The organism is Bradyrhizobium sp. PMVTL-01, assembly GCF_051861855.1.
Lineage (GTDB): Bacteria > Pseudomonadota > Alphaproteobacteria > Rhizobiales > Xanthobacteraceae > Bradyrhizobium.
Genome location: NZ_CP193982.1, coordinates 2,801,175 through 2,820,139 on the forward strand (window position 1 = coordinate 2,801,175; position 18,965 = coordinate 2,820,139).

Genomic DNA, 18,965 nt, shown 5'->3' on the forward strand with positions numbered 1-18,965 from the left:
CAGGCGGTCAAAGACTTTGGGAGATCGAAAGTTCCAAACTGCAACCGGCACTGGCGGCGATCGCTCAGGTCGGCCGCTTGTAGGGATCTTCCTGCCGTTGTCGTGCCTCGGTGTCGCGGTCGAGCCGCGCGCGTTCGCCGCGCCGCAGGCGTCCGGCCTTCATCACGCCATAGACGAGAACCGCACCGAGCAGGAAGGCTCCGATGAACCAGAGCCAAAGCAGATTGGCCGAGAGCTGGCCAAGGAGCATTCCGATTCCACTGTCGCTCATTGTCGTCTCCGGTGATTTCCAGACTGTTTGCGCTGGGCTAAGTCAGCCCGGCAGCCATCGTTCCAGCGTCGAGGACCGGGCCGGAGCATGCCTGCGACGTCGCCGTGTTTCCCCTGGCCATCCCGATGAGGCCGGTCCCGGCGCGATCGCGACCACGCTGCTGCTGTCGGGCGACGCCGGCTACGGCACGCGATTTGCGATCATCATCGCGATCGTGCTCGCGGTTTGCCTGCTCTGCATGCCCTGCTTTTTCTCTCCGCAAGCCTGATCGCCCGTACCCTCGGGCGCACCGGAAAACGCGCTGCTCTCGCGTGTGCTCGGCGTGCTGCTCGCGGCCTATTCGGTGCAGTTCATGATCAACGGCATCGCGGCCGTCCGGACGAACCTCGCCCAGGCCTGCGACAATCTGTTAATTTGTTGATTTTATGGTCTATTTCGCGAAGGAGCGGGCGCGCCGTCCGGATGCCGACGGGCCGGCCGCTTTCGCTTGCGCTGCCATGTTGCTTTGACGTACTTCCCCTCCTACCAGCACCAGGAAAATCGGATGTCGATGCCAGCGGACGAGCTCGCCAAGAGACAGGCCATCATCGACGCCTGCCGCCGCATGAACGCGCTCGGCATCAACCAGGGCACGTCAGGCAATATCAGTGTCCGGCATGCGGACGGGCTTCTGGTCACGCCGACCAGCGTGCCCTATGACGCCATGACGCCGGACCAGATCGTGTTCATGGCAATGGACGGCTCGCATGCGCGCCATCAGAAGGCGTCCAGCGAATGGCGCTTCCATCGCGACATCCTGATGTCGCGGCCCGACGTCAACGCCGTCGTCCACGCCCATCCGACCTATTGCACCATCCTGGCGATCATGGGCATGGAGATCCCGCCCGTACACTACATGATCGCGGCTGCTGGCGGCGACAGCATCCGCTGCGCTCCCTATGCGACCTTCGGAACGGAGGAACTGTCCGACCACGCGGTGCGGGCGCTGGAGGGGCGGCTTGCCTGCCTGCTCGACCATCACGGCATGATCGCGATCGGCAAGACGCTGGACAAGGCGATGTGGCTCGCTGTCGAAGTCGAGACGCTGGCGCGGCAATATCACGGCTGTCTTCAGATCGGACAACCGCCGCTGCTTTCCAGTGACGAGATCGAGCGGGTCCGCCAGCGCATGGCCGGCTACGGCCTGTCGGAAGGGTAGGGCGGGCAGACGGTGTTCGTACGGATCAGGCATCTCGTCGATCGCAAGGGAACGAACCGCACCATGGTTCGGCTGCGCGCTCTGTTGCGCAGCAACGAGTTCTACCTGATCCCGCTGGCGCTCGTGATCGGCACGCTTGCCGGCGCCATCGTGACGCTGATGGCCGAGATCGCGCAGATCGCCCATGTGGTGATCTACGGCATCCCCGTCGACGTTCGCCTGTCGGCCAATGCGCGCGTGAGCCCCTGGGCCGCGCTGCTCGCGCCTGCGCTCGGCGGACTTGCGCTCGGAATCATGGAATGGTCGCGGCGGCGCATGAAGATCTCCAACGCGGTCGACCCGATCGAGGCGAATGCGCTGCGCGGTGGCAATCTCTCGATGCGCGACAGCGTGGTGGTGTCGAGCCAGACGCTGATCTCCAATGGCTGCGGCGCGTCGGTCGGCCTCGAGGCCGGTTATACCCAGATCGGCTCCGGCATCGCCTCCCTGCTCGGCAAGTTCTTCAATCTGCGCCGCAACGATCTGCGGCTGATGGTCGGCTGCGGTGCGGCCGCTGCGATCGCGGCCGCGTTCGGGGCGCCGATCACCGGCGCCTTCTACGCCTGCGAGCTGATCGTCGGCGTCTATTCCGTCGGCAGCGCTGCCCCGATCCTGGCGGCCTCGCTCGCCGGCGCACTGACCGCGCAATGGCTCGGCGGCGCACCGTATTCATTGGAGATACCCAAGGTCAGCGCCGTCGGCGTCGAGCAATATCTGGCGTTGATCGGGCTTGCGCTCATCACCAGCGGCGTCGGGATCGCCGTGATGCGTTCCTCGCCGGTGTTCGAGCGCCTGTTCGCCTGGCTGCCGGTCTGGCTCCGCCCGGTGCTGGGCGGCCTCATCGTCGGCGGCTTTGCGATCGTCACGCCGCAGGTGCTGGCGGCCGGCCACGGCGCCATGGTGCTCGATCTGTTTCACGACATGACGATCGGCCTGATCGCGCTGATCATCGCCCTGAAGGTAACGGCCTGCCTGATCTCGCTCGCCTCGGGCTTCCGCGGCGGCCTGTTCTTCGCCTCGCTGTTCGTCGGCAGTCTGATCGGGAAGTTCTTCGCCGAGTTGTTGGAACTGATCAGCCCGAACTTCGTGATCGATCCGCTGGTGGCGATGCTGACGGGCATGGCGACACTGGGTGTTGCCATCGTCGGCGGCCCCCTGACGATGTCGTTCCTCGTGCTCGAGATGACCCGCAATGTCGACGTCACCGCCGTGGTGCTGGCCGGCTGCATCGTCACCTCGATCTGCGTGCGCTTCATGTTCGGCCACTCCTTCTCGACCTGGCGCCTGCATCTGCGCGGCGAGACCATCCGCAGCGCCAACGACGTCGGCTGGCTGCGCAACCTCACCGTCGAGCGCCTGATGCGGTCCGACGTCGGCAAGGTACCGTCGACCACGACGATCGCGGCTGTACGCCGGGAATTCGCGCTGGGGTCGCGGCCTGGCATAGTCATCGTCAACAACGCGGACGAATATGTCGGCCTCGTCCTGCTGCCCGACTTGTATTCCAGCGATCTTGACACCATCGCAGACGACATCCAGGTGATCGAGCTCGCCCGCCTGATCGACATCGTGCTGATCCCGGAAATGAACGTGAAGTCGGCGATGGCGGTGTTCGACGAGGCCGAAGCGGAGATGCTGGCGGTGGTCGATTCCACCGACAGCCGCAAGGTGGTCGGCTTCCTCACCGAGACCTTCGCCCGACGCCGCTATGTCGAGGAGATCGACAAGGCCACGCGCGGCGTGCTGGGCGCGCTGTCGTAAGACGTTGAGGGGGACGGCGTGCGTGCGCCGGCGATCATGTGGTCGTCATTTTCGCGAGCCGGGCTTGCGGTGGACGCGGCAGCGTCGGGCGCGAAAGCTTGAGGACAGGGGGGATTGCTCTCCGTGAGCCCGAGGCCTCGTGCGGACGAACGGCGCTGACAGGTTCGTCTCGTCTGTGAGTTTCCGGCTCTGTCGACGGGGCTGGGAATACTGCGACGAATTGGCGGGCCGTGCGTACGGCAAAACCGTGTGGTCCTGGCCGTCGTTGCTACGGTCAAGCTCTTGCGGAGGCGGTGATCGCGTCAACCGGCGCGGTGCTGGTGAATTTCGTGAGAGTGAGGGAGGCAAGAAGGAATTCGGCTCCCGGGAGAGCGCGGCATAAGCCGTCCAGCCGTCGCGCAGGGAAGGCCGCGTGATTAACTACACCTGTATGCCGCTGTGCAGTTTCCTGCGTGTGCTTCCGCGCAGCGGACCGCAGGTGCGAGGTCAGCACCCGGCCTTCCCTGCGCCCTTGTGTCCAGCAAATCTGTCAGAATGCGCGAACGGGCTACTTCCAGCACAGTTGCTCTTGGATCGAGAGGGCGGAACGATCAAGCAAAGCTCGGGCGAAATGCGCCGCGAGGATGCGAAGGTATGTCCGCGATTCGAAATGCGAGCCGAACGAGCGACGCTGCTGCCGCTTGCTCCGTCCTTGCGAGCGCAGCGAAGCAATCCAGAGTCTTTCCGTGGCGGCAGTCTGAATTGCTTCGTGGCAAGAGCTCCTCGCAATGATGGTTGGGACGCAGTTGTGCTCGGTCGCTCTACGCTTCCAACATCACCGTCCCGCCGGCGCCGACAACGCGCCGTTGGCATAGCGCGACCAGTCGGGTGCGGTCGGCTGCGAGGGCCAGAGCGCGGCATTGGAGTCGCGGACCGATTGAGTGATGGGAGCGCGTTGCGCCTTGCGGGCGTGGTGGCGGTCGCTTGCGGCGGCGGTTTGGACGGTGGCGGCGGCAATCAGCACGGCGCCGAGAAGGGCGATGGTCTTTTGCATCGTTGTTTCTCCCGTGACGACGTTCCGGCTCTGAGAAATGTTGTCGTCGTCTGGGCTGACTTGGCGATGCGCCTTTCCAAATATCAGCGGGTGCCGCCTTCACGTTGGAGCGAGCAAATTTTTTGGTCCCGGCTAAATTTTCGGCAACCGCCCCACGGCGCCGATGGACTTGCCCGGCGCAATCCGGTTCAATGGGGTGAATTGGCTTTCCAGGCGACAACGATGTCGAAATATCTGCTGGTCCTTCTCTTGATCGCCGCACCGGCCACGGCGCAGGTCAAGCCCCCGCCGAAGAGTTCGGCGGCGCATCCCGACCCCTGCGCGCCGATCGGGCGGACCGCGGACGGCAAGCTGGTCTATTCCATGAAATGCGAGAACCTGCCGGCTCCGCCTCCGCCGCAGGCGGAACTGAAGGAGGCGCCACCTTCGGCCGCGCCCGCCGCCGAGCCCGAGCCCGAGGTGCGCCGGAGCGGCATTTTCGGCTGGTCCTACGACCGCAGGTGACGGACCGCGCCCCTTGCGCGAAGCTCGATGGAGTGCTTTTTGCTGAAAGTTCCCCGTGGGGCGCATCGCCCCCGATCCAGAGAGATGAGATGAGCAAACTCGTTATCCGCGCCGGCGACTACACCTTCGATGCACGCTTCGAGGAGCAGGCGGCGCCCAAGACCGTGGCCGCGTTCCGCAAAGCCATGCCGTTCGAAAGCCACATCATCCATGTGCGCTGGAGCGGAGAGGCCGTCTGGATGCCGCTTGGCGACCTCGATTTCGGCGTCGGCTATGAGAACCACACCAGCTATCCCGCGCCGGGCCAGATCATCCTCTATCCCGGCGGCATCAGCGAGACCGAGATCCTGATGGCCTATGGCGGCGTGAGCTTTGCCAGCAAGATGGGCCAGCTCGCCGGCAACCACTTCATTACCGTGACCTCGGGGCTGGAGAACCTGGCGACGCTGGGCAAGAGCGTGCTCTGGAAGGGCGCCCTGCCGATCCGCTTCGAGGAAGTCTGAGTGGCTGATCCCCGCTACCCGCGCGATCTCCGCGGTTACGGCCGCAACCCGCCGCATCCGCGCTGGCCTGGTGACGCGCGGGTCGCGGTGCAGTTCGTCGTCAATTTCGAGGAAGGCGGCGAGAACAACATTTTGCACGGTGATCGCGCTTCGGAAGCGTTCCTGTCGGACGTGCTCGGCGCGCAGCCCTGGCCGGGCCAGCGCCACGCCAACGTCGAATCCATGTTCGAGTATGGCTCGCGCGCCGGCTTCTGGCGGCTGTGGCGGATATTCAATGAGCGCAAATGGCCGGCTACCGTGTTCGGCGTCGCCACCGCGCTCAAGCGCAATCCGGAAATCGTAGCTGCGATGAAGGAGGCGGGCTGGGACATGGCCAGTCACAGCCTGAAATGGATCGAGCACAGGGACATGACCGAGGCGCAGGAGCGCGCCGAGATCGCCGAGTCCATTCGCATCCATACCGAGGCGACCGGCGCGCGGCCGCTCGGCTGGTACACGGGGCGCTCCTCGATCAACACCAATCGTCTGCTGATGGAGGAGGGCGGCTTTCTCTATCTCTGCGACTCCTATGCCGACGACCTGCCCTATTGGGTCAAGGGCCCCAGGGGCAAGCAGCTCGTCATTCCCTATACGTTAGATGCCAACGACATGCGGTTCATCAACCCGCAGGGCTTTGCCGAAGGTGAGCAGTTCTACACCTATCTGAAGGACGCCTTCGACGTGCTCTATGCGGAAGGCGAGACTGCGCCGAAGATGATGTCGGTGGGACTGCACTGCCGTCTTGCGGGCCGGCCCGGCCGCGCCGGGGGGCTGATCCGCTTCCTGGATTACATCGGCAAGCACGAGCGCGTCTGGGTGCCGACCCGTCTCCAGATCGCGCAGCATTGGCACGACAAGCATGCGCATCTCGCCGCCGATGCGTTCGAGATCGAGTGAGGACGATGCCGCAAATTTCACTCGCCGCTCTCAATGCTGCAAGCAAGGCCGATTTTGTCGCGACGCTCGCCAACGTGGTCGAATACTCGCCGTGGATTGCGGAGAAGCTTGCCGAGCAGCGGCCATTCACCGGCATCAACCAGTTGCACACGGCGCTGATGGCCGCGATGCAGGCTGCCGAGCCCGACGTGCAGCTGGCGCTGATACGGGCGCATCCCGATCTCGCCAACAAGACCCAGCGCGCTGCGGGCCTCACGCCGGAATCGACCGACGAGCAGAACAGCGCCGGGCTCGACCGGTTGTCGGACGGCGAATACGCAGCGTTCGAGCGCGTCAACAACGCGTACCGTGACAAGTTCGGTTTCCCCTATATCGTCTGCGTGCGCCGTCACACCAAGGATTCCGTGCTGCGCGACTTCGAGACGCGGCTGCTCAACATCGCCAAGACCGAGACGCGGCGCGCGATCGAGGAGATCGGCCGTATCTCGGCGTTGCGGCTTGATCAGCTCGTCGTCTCCGACGACAAGCTCAAGGTACATGGCCGGCTCTCGACCCATGTGCTGGACAACCACGCCGGCAAGCCGGCGCCCGGCATTCCGGTGGAACTCGTCGAGCTCGCCGCGCTCGGCGAGAGCCGCGTGATTGCGCGCACCGTCACCAATGCGGACGGTCGCACCGACCAGCCGCTGATCGGCGGGCGTCCATTGCCGATCGGCCGCTACGAGCTCCGCTTCAGCGTCGCCAAATATTACGCCGAGCGCAATGTGCCGTTGTCAGACCCGCCGTTCCTCGACGAGATCCCGTTGCGCTTCGCCATCAGCGAGCCGGAAAATCACTACCACGTACCGCTGCTCGTCACGCCCTGGAGCTACGCGACTTATCGCGGCAGCTAGAGCATGTAGGTTTGGCTCCGCTGTCCGTGGTTCACGTCTCCCCGAAGGGGGCCCCTGCGGGAGAGGTGAACCATCCCGCTCTAGCCACCAAACTTCTCGAGCAGCGCCGGAAACAGCCGGTCCGGCTTGAAGGGCGGCGCGGTGAAGCGGATGCCGGTGGCGTCCGCGATCGCGTTGCCGAGCGCCGCTGCGACCGGATTGTAAGGACTCTCGCTCATCGACTTCGCGCCAAGCGGCCCGATGGTGTCCGACGTCTCCGCGAACAACACTTCGGTGCGCGGCACGTCGGCGAAGGAGGGCAGGTGGTAGTCGCGGAACTTCGGGTTGGTGACTCGGCCGGTCGCATCGATCACCATCTCCTCATAGAGCGCAGCACCAAGGGCCTGCGCGACGCCGCCCTCGACCTGGCCACGGCACTGCATGGGGTTGGCGACGACGCCGGCATCCGCAGCCTGTACGCTCCTGAGAATCTTGAGCTCGCCGGTGCCCTTGTTCACCGCCACGCGAAAGCCCTGCACGTTGAACCCGACCGAGCGCGGCGTGCCGCCGGAATTGCCGCTGGCTCCGAACGGCTGGCCGCGTTCGCGGGCAAGCTTGGCCAGTTCAACAAAGGACATGCGTCGCACGCCGCTGACCACGGTCTCGCCCTCGAGCACGCAGCTCTCCACGTCGCACAGCCAGGCGTCTGCGGCCGCAGCCCTCAGCTCGGCCGCAAGGTGCGTGGCGGCGGCCTGCGTCGCCTTGCCGGCCACGAAAGTGCCGGCGCTGCCATAGGCGCCGGTGTCGTGGCCGCCATGGGCGGTGTCGGACTGACGCAGGGAAATCCTGTCGACCGTGGTTGCCAGGATCGTCGCCGCGATCTGGCGATGGACGGTGCTGGTGCCGTTGCCGAACTCGGCAGTGCCGACGGTCAAGTTGAAGCCGCCGTCGTCGTTGAGCGCGATCATGGCATCCGCGATGTGGCCTGCCGGCGGCACGGTGTCGATCATGGTCAACGCGACGCCGTCGCCGATCAGCCATTCCGACGACAGCTCAGGTTGCAGGCCGTCTGCCTGCATCGCGCGCTCGACGAGGTCGAGGCACTGGTCGAGCCCGTAGGAGCCATAGAGCACGTCGTGAAATTCGGACGGCGGCGGCGACAGCATGGGATCGCCCAGCCTGACGATGTTGCGGCGGCGCATCTCGTAAGGGCTGATGCCCAGCTGCTTCGCCAGCTCGTCGATCGCGGCCTCGATCGCGATCAGTGTTTGCGGCAGGCCGTAGCCGCGAAACGCGCCAGATGGCACCGTGTTGGTGTAGACGGCGTAGCCGTCCACCCGCTTGTTCTGGCAATTGTAAACGGCGATGGACTCGGACAGGGAGTGGAACATCACGGGCCCGGCGTGATTGCCGTAGGCGCCGGTGTTGGAGAGCACGTCGAGCTGGAGCGCGGTGAGCTTGCCGTTGGCATCCGCGCCGGCCTTGATGTGGACCCGCATCGGATGCCGCGTCGAGGTTGCGATGAACTGCTCCTCGCGCGTCAGCTCCAGCTTTACCGGTCGCCCGGTCCTGAGCGCGGCGAGTGCAAGGATGTCCTCGACGAACATCTCCTGCTTGCCGCCAAACCCACCGCCGACGCGCTCGCAGAATACGCGGACCTTGTCCATCGGAAGCTGGAAGATGTCCGACAGCGCGCGCCGGGTCAGGAACGGCACCTGCGTCGAAGTGCGGACGTTCAGCGCGCCCGCTTCATCGAGCCAGGCGAGACCGCCGTGAGTCTCCAGCGCGGCATGCTGGACGCGGTGACTGTGGAAGGTGGCCTCATAGGTGACGGCGGAGGTGGAGAGCGCGGCGGCTACGTCACCGAACTCGCCATGCGTCTCCGCCGCGAGGTTGCGCTGGGGATCGGCGATGCGGTTCGCGATGGTGCGGTCAGGATGAAGGACGGGCGCGCCCGGTGCCATCGCCTGCTCGGGATCGATCAGCGCCGGCAGGATCTCGTACTCCACCTTGATCCGCCGGCAGGCCTCCTCGGCCGCGCCCTCGCTCTCGGCGACGACGGCGGCGACCCTCTGGCCGACGAAGCGGACGACATCGTCGAGGACGCGGGTGTCCTCGGGGTCCATCCAGTCCTTCTCGTGACGCGCGGTCGAGATCAGGACGGTCGGCGCATCCTCATGCGTCAGCACCGCGTGCACGCCTGGAACGCGAACGGCCTCCGACGTGTCGATCGCGACGATCCTCGCATGGGCATGAGGCGAGCGCAGCAGCTTGATATGCAGCAGGCCCTCGATTGCGATGTCGAAGGTATAGCGCGCCTTGCCGCGCACGACGTCGGGACCTGCGGGCGCCGGCAGGCTGCGGCCGAATGCGGCGCCTGCCTCGACACTCTCCTCGACATTGGACTTGCCAAGCAGTGCGTCCTCGACCGCGCGATAGCCGGTGCAGCGGCAGATATTGCCCTTCAGCGCCGCGCCAAGATCGGTGCGTTGCGCCTGGTTCAGCGACGCGCAGGTCAGGATCATGCCGGCGGTGCAGAAGCCGCATTGAAATCCCTGCGCGTCGAGGAAGGCCTGCTGCATCGGATGCGCGCCATGGTCGCTGCCAAGGCCTTCGATCGTGGTCACGGCGCGGCCCTCGGCGCGGAACGCCGGGATCAGGCAGCTGTGCACCGGCTCGCCGTCGAGCAGTACGGTGCAGGCGCCGCAATCGCCGGCGTCGCAGCCCTTTTTCACGCCGAAATGGCCGAGCTCGCGCAGGAAGGTGCGCAGGCACTGCCCGGCGCGCGGCTCCTGCGCGAACGTCGTTCCATTGACCTCGAAGCTCATGATGTTGCCCCCAGGAGCTCGCCGCGGATCTCCTCTGCGAGCCGCAGCGTCATGTGCCTGCGCCATAGCGGCTTGCCGTGGATGTCGGTGTGGTAGAGATCATCGGTGATCTGCTGCAAGATCGCATCGCGAACCGCACTCGCATCGGGCGGCTCGGGAAACGCCAACCGGATCGGCCGCACGGTCGATGCGGTGACCGTAAGCATCAGCGTGCCATCGACATCGAGGCTGCCGATCAGCAGCACCGCCGAGCGGCCGACCGGCGCGAGCGAGATCTGGCGAAACGCCGTGCGGCGCGTCAAGGCCGCGATCGGGATGTCGATCTGCCGGACCAGGTCGCCTGGCGTCAGGCGGTTGCGCTGATTGCCGGTGACGAAGTCGACGACGGCGATCCGCTGCTCGCCACCGCCGGCCTTCCAGATGGTGCAGACACCGTCGAGCGCCGCGGTGAGCGAGATCATAGGCCCGGCCGGCAGCGACATACAGAGATTGCCCCCGACGGTCGCGGTCTTCCAGATCTTGAACGACGCAAGGAAGGCACGGCAGCACTGGCCGATCAGCGGTGCTGCGAGCCAGTCGGGCGGGCAGGCGAGTCCATCGAGCTGTGCGACGGTGCATGTGGCCGCGATGCTGAGATGGCTGTCCGTGATCGCCAGCGCCGGCCAATTCAGATCGGTGAGATCGATCAGCCGCGTGAGGTGGGCTTGCGGCTCCGAGAACAGCCAGGTGCCGCCTGCGAGCCAAGCATCACCTGGCGTCCAAACGGGCAGCTGCGCGCGCGTTTGCGGATGGGCGACCGCTGTGATGGTATTCAAATCCATGCTGCGCCAAAAGCTTCCGCCGGTGAATCGTGCGATAGAGTCTTGCAAGACCGGAGCCAAGTCGCAACAAGCAAAGTCGTGGCATGAACGCGTTTTGGCTGGCGCCCGCCTTGCAGGCCTGTCGTCAGCACATGTGAGGAGAAGCGGCTGATGAGCGATGCAACGCCGATCTGGATCAGGGATCCGCTGGCTATCCTCGCCGACGGTGCCGAGCGTGGAATCGTGGTCCGGGATGGCTGGATCGTCGAGCTCGTGCCGGCCGGCGGCATGCCTGCGACCGCGGATGTCGCGGTGTTCGACGCGGGCGAGCATGTCGTGTTGCCGGGGCTCATCAACACGCATCATCACTTCTACCAGACGCTGACGCGGGCGCTGCCGGCGGCGATGGACCGCGAGCTGTTTCCCTGGCTCCAGGCGCTCTATCCGGTGTGGGCGAAGCTGACGCCGGAGCGGCTCGAGCTCGGTGTCACCGTGGCGATGTCCGAGCTGCTGCTGTCGGGCTGCGCCACCACGACGGATCACCATTACGTCTTTCCGGCGGGCCTCGAGGAGTCCGTCGATATCGAGGTTGGCGTCGCAAAGCGGCTCGGCATGCGCGTGCTGCTCACGCGCGGCTCGATGAACCTGTCGCAGCGCGACGGCGGCCTGCCGCCCGACAGCGTCGTGCAGGACGAGGACACGATCCTCGCCGACAGCGCGCGCGTGGTGGCCAAGCATCACCAGCGCGGCGCGGATGCGATGGTGCAGATCGCGCTGGCGCCGTGCTCGCCGTTCTCGGTGACGACGTCGCTGATGCGCGCCACCGCCGATCTCGCCGACAAGCTCGACGTGCGCCTGCACACTCATCTCGCCGAGACCGAGGATGAGAACAGATTCTGCCGGCAGATGTACGGTTGCCGTCCGCTCGACTATCTCGAGCAATGCGGCTGGCTCAATGCGCGGACCTGGCTGGCCCACGGCATCTTCTTCAATCCGGACGAGATGAGGCGGCTCGGCAAGGCCGGCACGGCCGTCAGCCATTGCGCCTGCAGCAACCAGCTGCTGGCATCCGGGTGCTGCCCGGTGTGCGAGATGGAGGAGGCCGGCGTCGGGATCGGCATCGGCGTAGACGGTTCGGCCTCGAACGATGGATCGAACCTGATGCAGGAGGTGCGCGCGGCCTTCCTGCTGCAACGGGCGCGCTACGGGGTAAAGAAAGTCAGCCACAGGGACGCGCTGCGCTGGGCCACCAAGGGCTCGGCGGCTTGCGTCGGCCGTCCGGAGCTCGGCGAGATCGCGGTCGGCAAGGCGGCGGATGTCGCGCTATTCAAGCTCGACGAGCTGCGCTTCTCCGGGCATGGCGATCCGCTCGCCGCGCTGGTGCTGTGCGGGGCGCATCGGGCCGACCGGGTCATGGTGGCGGGGAAATGGGCCGTGATCGACGGTGCGATCCCGGGCCTGGATGTCGCCGACCTCATCCGCCGCCACAGTTCGGCGGCGCGGGCCATGCAGGCGGGATAATCTGGCAGAAAATTGAAAGAGGGGGCGACCACAAGTGCCGGGTGCTTCTGGCCACCCCCTCCGAACCTCCTCCGGGAGGAGCAGGTGATTTAGTCAAAGCAAGAAGCGTGCTACTTGCCCGGCAGCTTGTCGTCGATGCCCTTCACGTAGAAATTCATGCCGAGAATCTGGCCGTCGTCGAGATTGGCGCCGCCCTTGCACTCGACCTCCTTGCCGTCCTGCGCAACAATCGGGCACTTGAACGGGTGCAACTTGCCCGCGGTGATCGCAGCCTGGGCATCCTCGGCCATCTTTTTCACGTCGTCGGGCATGTTGGTGTAGGGCGCCATCGCGAACATGTGGCTGTCGAGGCCGCCCCAGGTGTCCTCGGATTTCCAGGTTCCGGCGAGCTCGGCCTTGACGCGTTCGATGTAGTAGGGACCCCAGGTGTCGAGGATCGAGGTCAGCTGGGTCTTGGGCCCGAACTTGATCATCTCGGAGTCCTGGCCGAAGGCGAGCTTGCCGCGCTCGCTCGCGATCTGCATCGCGGCTGGCGAATCGGTGTGCTGCATGATGACGTCGGCACCCTGGTCGATCAGCGCCTTGGCGGCGTCGGCTTCCTTGCCCGGGTCGAACCAGGTGTTGGCCCAGATGATCTTGACCTTGATGTTCGGGTTGATGGTCTGCGCCGCCAGCATCGTCGCGTTGATGCCGGAAACGACTTCGGGGATCGGGAACGAGCCGATGTAGCCGAGCACGCCCGACTTCGACATCTTGGCCGCGATAAGGCCCTGGATGTAGCGGCCCTGGTACCATTTGGCCGAATAGGTCGACATGTTCTTGTCGCGCTTGTAACCGGTGGCGTGCTCGAAATGCACGTTGGGATACTTCTTGGCGACCTTCAGCGTCGGGTCCATGTAGCCGAACGACGTGGTGAAGATCAGCTTGTTGCCGGCGCGGACGAGCTGCTCGATGGCGCGCTCGGCGTCGGGACCTTCAGGCACATTCTCGAGATAGGTGGTCTCGATCTTGTCGCCCAACTCCTTCACCAGCGCCTGGCGGCCGAGGTCGTGCTGGTAGGTCCAGCCGAGGTCTCCGATCGGGCCCAGGTAAATGAAGCCGACCTTCAGCTTGTCGGCGGCGGAGGCTGCGCTGGCGCTCCCGGCAAGCAAGAGCCCGGCAGTCAGCGCAAGAAGTGATTTCCTCATCATCAATCTCCAAACATCAGGGGAAAGCCACGGTCCGCAACGTGCGCGCCCCATCCCGCACGCCGCGGAAGCGAAACTCAGCGATCAGGCACGAACACGGTGCCGAGCGCGGCCGGCGCGGTCGAGCCGCCGGTGCGCGCGCGGGAGAGCAGGACCAGCACGATGACCGTCGCGAGGTAAGGCAGCGCCGACATGAATTGCGAGGGAATGCCGACGCCCCAGCCCTGCGCGTGCAGTTGCAGGATCGTCACCGCGCCGAACAGATAGGCGCCGATCACAAGCCGGCCCGGCCGCCAGGACGCGAACACCACCAGCGCCAGTGCGATCCAGCCTCGGCCGGCGGTCATGCCGGGAATGAAGAAGGGCGTATAGGCGAGCGGCAGATAGGCGCCGGCTAAGCCAGCGCAGGCGCCGCCGAACATCACGGCGAAGGTGCGGATGCGCAGCACGGGATAGCCGAGCGCATGCGCGGAGACGTGATTGTCACCGCAGGCGCGCAGGATCAATCCCGCTCGCGTGCGGTACAGGAACCACCAGACACCGATGATCAGTGCGACCGAGAAATAGACGAAACCATCTTCGCCGAACAGCACGCGGCCGATCAGCGGAATGTCGGTGAGGCCGGGAACAGAGAGGTGCAAGGCCGGCGTAATGCGTTCTCCGACGAAGCCGGCGCCGATCAGGCCTGACAGTCCGATGCCGAGGATGGTCAGTGCGAGACCGGTCGCGACCTGATTGACGGCGAGCCCGAGAGCCATCAGTGCAAACACCAGCGACATCAGGATGCCCGCGACGATGCCGAACAGTGCGCCGACCAGAATGGAGCCGGTGAGCCAGGCGCCGGCAAAACCGCAGGCCGCACCGACGATCATCATGCCTTCGACGCCGAGATTGAGCACGCCGGAGCGTTCGGTCACGAGCTCACCGGTCGCCGCGATCAGCAGCGGTGTCGAGGCGGCAAGCACCGCGAGGATGATGGCCTCAATGAGTTCCACTGGCCACCTGTCGGTTCGGGAACACCAGCCTGAAGCGGTAGAGGATGAGGGAGTCGCAGGCGAGCACGTAGAACAGCAGAATGCCCTGAAACACCTTGGTGACATCCAACGGGATCTTCATCGCGATCTGCGCCTGCTCGCCGCCGATAAAGGTCAGTGCGAGAAAAAGCCCTGCAATAAATATTCCAAGCGGATTCAGCCGGCCGAGGAACGCGACGATGATCGCGGTAAAACCGTAACCTGGAGAGATGCCCGGCTGCAGATGCCCGACGGGACCTGCGACCTCGATGATGCCGGCAAGGCCTGCCAGGGCGCCGGAAACTGCGAAGGTCAGGATGATCAGCTGGTTGGCGTTGAAGCCGCCGAACCGCGCCGCGCGCGGCGCTGCGCCGACCACGCGGATCTCGAAACCCTTGATGGTGCGCCCGAGCAGGATCGCGGCTGCAGCGACGACGAGCAGGGCGATGATCGAGCCGAGATGCAGCCGCCCGCCTTCGATCAGCAGCGGAACGGTTGCGACCGGATCGAACTCCGCGGTGGTCGGGAAGTTGAAGCCGTGCGGATCGCGCCAGGGGCCGCGCACGAGATAGTCGAGAAAGAGGTCGGCGACATAGACCAGCATCAGGCTGGTCAGGATCTCGCTGGCGCCAAACTTCACCTTGCAGATCGCAGGGATCAGCGCATAGAGCGCGCCGGCGGCGGCTGCGAGCACGAGCATCGCCGGCAGCACCCAGGCGCCGGCATCGGTGCCCTGCGTCTTCACCGCGATCCAGCTTCCGGCAACGGCGCCGATCAGGAACTGCCCCTCGGCGCCGATGTTCCAGGCGTTGGCGAGATAGCAGAGCGACAAGCCGATCGCGATCATCACCAGCGGCGTCGCCTTCACCGCGATCTCCTGCAGCGAATAGCCATCGGTGAGGGGCGCGACGAAATAGGCTTGCAGCGCGAGCAGCGGATTCTTGCCGAGGATCGCGAACAGGATGGTCATGGTGACGATCGTCAGGCCGATTGCGATCAGCGGTGAGACCAGCGCGATCACCTTGGAGCGCTCGGCGCGCTTCTCAAGCACCAATTGCATGCGCGGCCTCCTTCGGTTCGAGGCTGCTGCCGCCCATGAGGAGGCCGAGCTTTTCGCGGGTCGCTTCGCTTGTCGCGAGCGGTGCCGAGAGCCGGCCGTGGAACATCACGGCGATGCGGTCGGCGATCTCGGCGAGTTCGTCGAGATCCTGGCTGGTCACGAGCACGGCCGCGCCCGCAGTTGCGAGATCGAGCAGCGCCTGACGGATGACAGCGGCGGCGCCGGCGTCGACGCCCCATGTCGGCTGGCTCACCACCAGCACCGCCGGATTGCGCAGGATCTCGCGTCCCACGATGAACTTCTGCAGATTGCCGCCGGACAGGCTTGCGGCCTCGGGATCGCGCTTGGCTTTGCGCACATCAAAGGTTTCGGTCGCGCGGTCGACGGTCTTGAGCGTGGCCGCAGTGTCGATGAAGCCGTGATGGACCATGCCGCTCGCGGCGTGTCCGGTCAGCAGCGCATTCTCGGACAGCTTCATGCGCGGCGCGGTACCGTGGCCGAGCCGTTCCTCGGGCACGAAGGCCGCGCCGAGCTTGCGGCGCTGCGTGATCGAGAGATGACCGGCGGCGATGCCTTCGATCACGACCGTGCCGGGATCCTTGGACAGCCGCTCGCCGGAGAGCGCGGCAAAGAGCTCGTCCTGACCGTTGCCGGCGACGCCGGCAATGCCGAGGATCTCGCCGCCCTTCAGCTCGAACGAGATGTGCTCGAGTGCCACGCCGTGCGCCTCGCTTGGCGCGAGCGAGAGATCGTTGACCACCAGGCGCGGCACCGTGGTCTTCCGGCCGACGGGGGCCTTCACTTCCTTGATCTCGGCGCCGACCATCATACGGGCGAGCGAAGCTGCGGTCTCGAGCCTGGGATTGCAGGTCTCGACCTTCTTGCCGCCACGCAGGATCGTGGCGGTGTCGCAGAGCCGCTTCACCTCTTCCAGCTTGTGGCTGATGTAGAGGATGGCGCGGCCCTCGGCCTTGAGGCGCTCCAGCACGATGAAAAGCTGATCGGCTTCCTGCGGCGTCAGCACCGCGGTGGGCTCGTCCAGGATCAGGAATTTAGGGTCCTGCATCAGGGCGCGGACGATCTCGATGCGCTGGCGCTCGCCGACCGACAATTGCCAGACCTCGCGCCTGGGATCGAGCGGCAGGCCGTAGGTCTTCGAAACCTGCTCCAGCCGCGCCGACATGTCCTTGAAGGATTCCTTACCGTCGAGGCCGAGCGCGACGTTCTCGGCGACGGTGAGATTGTCGAATAGCGAGAAGTGCTGGAACACCATGCCGATACCGCGACTGCGCGCTTCGGACGGACCGGACAGCACAATTGGTTGCCCTTGCCAAAGAATCTTGCCGGCGCTTGGCTGGATCAGCCCATAGATCGCCTTGACCAGCGTCGACTTGCCGGCGCCATTCTCGCCGAGCAGGGCGTGAATCTGCTTCGGCCAGACGTCGATGTCGATGGAATCGTTGGCGAGGAAATCGCCATAGCACTTGGTGAGCCCGATCGTCCTCAGCAACGGGGACTCGCCGGAATGCAGGCCGTTAGGCGTCGGATCTAACATTCGCTGATGCGCTGGCATGGGGTGAAGTGCCTCAATAGTGGGCCAGTTTGACCCGCCGCGTAAGGTGTGAAAAAGCGTCATCCCTTGCTCAACGCTTCGGCAGGCGGGTGGTGTCGGCGAGTCGTGGTCCTCGTCGGGCGCGAATCGTGCTCGGGCGGCCGTCGGACTCCGGTGAGGGCCGTGCTCGCGCGTGACGCCTGTTGCAAATTTGTGACGGTTCAATCCAAATCGGAACCCGCTGTGCAGGCTTGACGGGAAGTTGAGCAAAATCGCGCCAGCACGCGTATGCAATGCCGGACTGCCGCATCGTGCGCTTCGGCAATTCTGCCGGCTTGTTCGTTCGAGACGAAATGCGAACAAAATCAAACGGGAATGTCTGGCAATGGCCAGCCTCGCGTTGCTGCGTGACAATCCGCAAGGTCGGCAAATGCCTTTAAGATTCCGAAAGGGACGTCGTCTGCTGCCGAAACAAGCGGCATGCCTTGAAAAAAGTTGAGGCTTCTCACTCCGGGATATAGGCGCAAGTGTCGCACCCAAGGGCGTTCATTTACGTGTCCAACTTGGGGGTATTCAGGATGTCGTTTCGTTTCAAGGCAATTGCAGCAACGGCGCTGTCACTTGCTACGCTGGCCATCGGTGGCTGGGCTCACGCGGCGGACCTGCCGGTCAAGGCCGCCAAGAAGGCGCCGGATCTTCCATTCTTCCTGGTGATCGACAACCGCGTGACGTTCTCCTGGATGCCCAAGGGCACCGATCCCGGTATGTGGAGCGTCGGCCCCGATGGCAGCATCAACGGCACCACCGCCAAGCAGGTCTACTCCTTCACGCACTTCGACCTCTGGACCTACGGCACCAACTTCTTCACGATCTCGATGTTCAAGTCGGGGAAGAACGATCCTGCCAACCCCTGCGTCGCGCCGGGCGTGACCATTACCGGCGGCGCCGCCGATTGCGCCGGCGCGACCGAGATCTATGGCCTGTTCCGCTCGACCTTCGGCTGGAACGAGCTGTTCGACACCAAGGCCTTCACGATGGGGCCGCTGCACAACATCTCGTTCGAAGTCGGTATGGACGGCAACACCGAGAACAACTTCCTCGCGCCGGCCAAGCGCGACGTCGTTGCCGGTCTGCAGTTCGCTTTCGACCTTCCCTACAAGGGCTACTTCAACCTCGCGCCGTTGATGTATTACGAGTTCCTGAACCACAACGCCTTCACCCAGTGCGGCTTGTTCGGACCGGGCGTGCCGGGCGTGACCTGTAACTCGGATGGCAACGTCAGCTATCGTCCGACCTGGGCCGTCGAAATCAACTACTACATGGATCTCGGTTTCCTGCCGCCGAACATGCAGTTCTGGTCGATCAGCGGCCGCGCCGGCTGGTACGGCTCGAAGGGCGATTCCAACGGCCTGCCTGCGCTCTCGGGTGTCGGCCGTTTCTCCACCGCGTCGAAGACCGAGCTGAACAGCGAACCGATCCGCCTGACCTTCGACGCCTCGAAGGCGGTCTGGGGTGACAAGTACTCCCACTTCGTCGACCTCTGGGTCGCCTACCGCTACTGGCAGAACAAGTTCGGCCTCGACCACAACGCCATGCCCGGCGTCTGCACCGTCGCCGCGACCGGCCAGAGCACCAAGAGCTGCACCGAGTCGACGGTCTATGGTGGCATCACTGTGAAGTTCTGATCGACTGAACATCTCCAGGTTCGGATGGCGCCGGGCAGATTTGCGCGGCGCTATTCGCTTTCGCCCCGGCTGCGCGAAGCGCAGTCCCTTGCGTGAGCCACCAACTTCGTTCGGCGGTGCGGAAGCGCGTGGTGGGTCACGCCAGCGGACTGCGCTTCGCGCAGCCGCCAGCTAACCAGCCTATCGATCGGAGTTTGGGGCG

General features: G+C 65.0%; 16 protein-coding genes and 1 pseudogene. 9 read left to right on the forward strand and 8 right to left on the reverse strand.

Annotation, left to right across the window (positions count from 1 at the left end):
- Positions 1-64 precede the first annotated feature (64 nt).
- A complete protein-coding gene (locus ACRQ5Q_RS12710; protein WP_439369692.1) occupies positions 65-271 on the reverse strand; it encodes a hypothetical protein in 207 nt (68 codons plus the stop codon).
- 80 nt (positions 272-351) lie between these two features.
- Here ACRQ5Q_RS12710 and ACRQ5Q_RS12715 point away from each other — a divergent pair.
- The 3 genes and pseudogenes from ACRQ5Q_RS12715 to ACRQ5Q_RS12725 form a co-directional block, all read left to right on the forward strand.
- Positions 352-692: pseudogene (locus ACRQ5Q_RS12715) on the forward strand (MarC family protein); the annotation flags it as partial.
- 123 nt (positions 693-815) lie between these two features.
- Positions 816-1,469, forward strand: coding sequence for an L-fuculose-phosphate aldolase (locus tag ACRQ5Q_RS12720; protein WP_439369691.1), 654 nt, complete (start codon positions 816-818; stop codon positions 1,467-1,469).
- A 12-nt stretch (positions 1,470-1,481) separates the two neighbouring features.
- A complete protein-coding gene (locus tag ACRQ5Q_RS12725) occupies positions 1,482-3,269 on the forward strand; it encodes a chloride channel protein (protein ID WP_439369690.1) in 1,788 nt (595 codons plus the stop codon).
- 814 nt (positions 3,270-4,083) lie between these two features.
- On the opposite strand, the gene ACRQ5Q_RS12730 is transcribed toward ACRQ5Q_RS12725, so the two are convergent.
- Positions 4,084-4,302 carry a hypothetical protein gene (locus ACRQ5Q_RS12730; RefSeq protein ID WP_439369625.1) on the reverse strand — a complete coding sequence of 73 codons (219 nt, stop codon included), beginning with the start codon at positions 4,300-4,302 and terminating at the stop codon, positions 4,084-4,086.
- Between the two features lie 222 nt (positions 4,303-4,524).
- On the opposite strand from ACRQ5Q_RS12730, the gene ACRQ5Q_RS12735 reads away from it, so the two are divergent.
- The 4 genes from ACRQ5Q_RS12735 (at position 4,525) to uraD (ending at position 7,138) form a co-directional block, all read left to right on the forward strand.
- On the forward strand, positions 4,525-4,806 hold the full coding sequence (locus ACRQ5Q_RS12735; RefSeq protein WP_439398085.1) for a hypothetical protein: 282 nt from the start codon (positions 4,525-4,527) through the stop codon (positions 4,804-4,806).
- Between the two features lie 89 nt (positions 4,807-4,895).
- Positions 4,896-5,309 carry a DUF3830 family protein gene (locus ACRQ5Q_RS12740; RefSeq protein WP_008134648.1) on the forward strand — a complete coding sequence of 138 codons (414 nt, stop codon included), beginning with the start codon at positions 4,896-4,898 and terminating at the stop codon, positions 5,307-5,309.
- Positions 5,310-6,245 carry an allantoinase PuuE gene (gene puuE / locus ACRQ5Q_RS12745; protein ID WP_439398087.1) on the forward strand — a complete coding sequence of 312 codons (936 nt, stop codon included), beginning with the start codon at positions 5,310-5,312 and terminating at the stop codon, positions 6,243-6,245.
- A gap of 5 nt (positions 6,246-6,250) precedes the next feature.
- On the forward strand, positions 6,251-7,138 hold the full coding sequence (gene uraD / locus ACRQ5Q_RS12750; RefSeq protein WP_439398089.1) for a 2-oxo-4-hydroxy-4-carboxy-5-ureidoimidazoline decarboxylase: 888 nt from the start codon (positions 6,251-6,253) through the stop codon (positions 7,136-7,138).
- A gap of 80 nt (positions 7,139-7,218) precedes the next feature.
- On the opposite strand, the gene ACRQ5Q_RS12755 is transcribed toward uraD, so the two are convergent.
- Both ACRQ5Q_RS12755 and ACRQ5Q_RS12760 read right to left on the reverse strand, forming a co-directional pair.
- Positions 7,219-9,945 (reverse strand): molybdopterin-dependent oxidoreductase, encoded by a 2,727-nt coding sequence (locus ACRQ5Q_RS12755; protein WP_439398090.1) that lies wholly within the window; start codon positions 9,943-9,945, stop codon positions 7,219-7,221.
- A complete protein-coding gene (locus ACRQ5Q_RS12760; protein WP_439398092.1) occupies positions 9,942-10,766 on the reverse strand; it encodes an FAD binding domain-containing protein in 825 nt (274 codons plus the stop codon). The genes ACRQ5Q_RS12755 and ACRQ5Q_RS12760 overlap by 4 nt, the downstream gene beginning before the upstream one ends.
- A 150-nt stretch (positions 10,767-10,916) precedes the next feature.
- Between ACRQ5Q_RS12760 and ACRQ5Q_RS12765 the strand changes: the two genes are divergently transcribed.
- A complete protein-coding gene (locus ACRQ5Q_RS12765; protein WP_439398094.1) occupies positions 10,917-12,266 on the forward strand; it encodes an 8-oxoguanine deaminase in 1,350 nt (449 codons plus the stop codon).
- Between the two features lie 110 nt (positions 12,267-12,376).
- On the opposite strand, the gene ACRQ5Q_RS12770 is transcribed toward ACRQ5Q_RS12765, so the two are convergent.
- The 4 genes from ACRQ5Q_RS12770 to ACRQ5Q_RS12785 all read right to left on the reverse strand — a co-directional run bounded on the left by ACRQ5Q_RS12770 (position 12,377) and on the right by ACRQ5Q_RS12785 (position 17,081).
- The gene (locus ACRQ5Q_RS12770) at positions 12,377-13,453 is read right to left on the reverse strand and encodes a BMP family ABC transporter substrate-binding protein (RefSeq protein WP_439399801.1); all 1,077 of its coding nucleotides are present in this window, start codon (positions 13,451-13,453) and stop codon (positions 12,377-12,379) included.
- 77 nt (positions 13,454-13,530) lie between these two features.
- On the reverse strand, positions 13,531-14,448 hold the full coding sequence (locus tag ACRQ5Q_RS12775; RefSeq protein WP_439369617.1) for an ABC transporter permease: 918 nt from the start codon (positions 14,446-14,448) through the stop codon (positions 13,531-13,533).
- Complete coding sequence (locus ACRQ5Q_RS12780) at positions 14,435-15,526, reverse strand: ABC transporter permease (protein WP_439369616.1); 1,092 nt, start codon at positions 15,524-15,526, stop codon at positions 14,435-14,437. Before ACRQ5Q_RS12780 ends, ACRQ5Q_RS12775 begins: the two co-directional genes overlap by 14 nt.
- A complete protein-coding gene (locus ACRQ5Q_RS12785; protein ID WP_439398096.1) occupies positions 15,510-17,081 on the reverse strand; it encodes an ABC transporter ATP-binding protein in 1,572 nt (523 codons plus the stop codon). Before ACRQ5Q_RS12785 ends, ACRQ5Q_RS12780 begins: the two co-directional genes overlap by 17 nt.
- A 575-nt stretch (positions 17,082-17,656) precedes the next feature.
- Between ACRQ5Q_RS12785 and ACRQ5Q_RS12790 the strand changes: the two genes are divergently transcribed.
- A complete protein-coding gene (locus ACRQ5Q_RS12790; RefSeq protein ID WP_439369613.1) occupies positions 17,657-18,763 on the forward strand; it encodes a hypothetical protein in 1,107 nt (368 codons plus the stop codon).
- The last annotated feature ends 202 nt before the right edge of the window (positions 18,764-18,965 follow it).